Source organism: Zoogloea sp., assembly GCF_023150065.1.
Taxonomy (GTDB): domain Bacteria; phylum Pseudomonadota; class Gammaproteobacteria; order Burkholderiales; family Rhodocyclaceae; genus Zoogloea.
The window spans coordinates 1-593 of sequence record NZ_JAKLLN010000172.1 but is presented as its reverse complement, the minus strand read 5'-3'; the positions used below and the strand labels follow the sequence as shown (position 1 = coordinate 593).

Annotated in this window: 1 protein-coding gene; it reads right to left on the bottom strand. The window is 53.0% G+C overall.

From position 1 onward, the window contains the following. Window positions 1–361 precede the first annotated feature (361 nt). Window positions 362–593 (bottom strand): hypothetical protein (locus L6Q67_RS24105; protein ID WP_296576224.1); only part of this gene is annotated, 232 nt, incomplete at its 5' end.

Genomic DNA, 593 nt, shown 5'->3' with positions numbered 1-593 from the left:
CGCTGAATCGCTGAGCCGCCGCCCGCCGTTTTTCGGCCGATCCCTGCCTCAGCCTAGGCATTCGGCAGGTCTTGGCAGACAGGCCACAGGGGTGGGTACAGCCCTCCCGGGCCGCACTCCGAGCAGAACACGACGAGTGATTTGCGTTAACCCGACGGTCAAGGTATAGTCGCGCCCTCTGTAGTTGGTTGAAACGACGGTTGTGACAACTTTTGTGAATGCGGCTCCCGAAATCGTGGAAGACTGTCACAAGAGCGGCGTTAAAAGATTTCTTATAAATCAACGGATTATAATCTGATTGACGTTTAAGACCAGTCTTGTGACACTTGGCTACGATTAACATTGATGTTAATCATCAGCCTCATAACCCGAAGGTCGCAGGTTCAAATCCTGCCCCCGCAACCACATTTATCTGACTCTCGGTCAAAAAATCGGGATTCAGAGCGAAAAGCGAAAATAGGCCAGCTGCAAAGCTGGCCATTTTTGCTTCTAGCGTCCCGTCTTTCTTCGGTAGCAGCGGAATCGACCCGCCAAACAGCGCTCTGAGCACCTCCCGAGCCTCGGGAATCCGTGTCATGAGCAAGGTTTCGAGA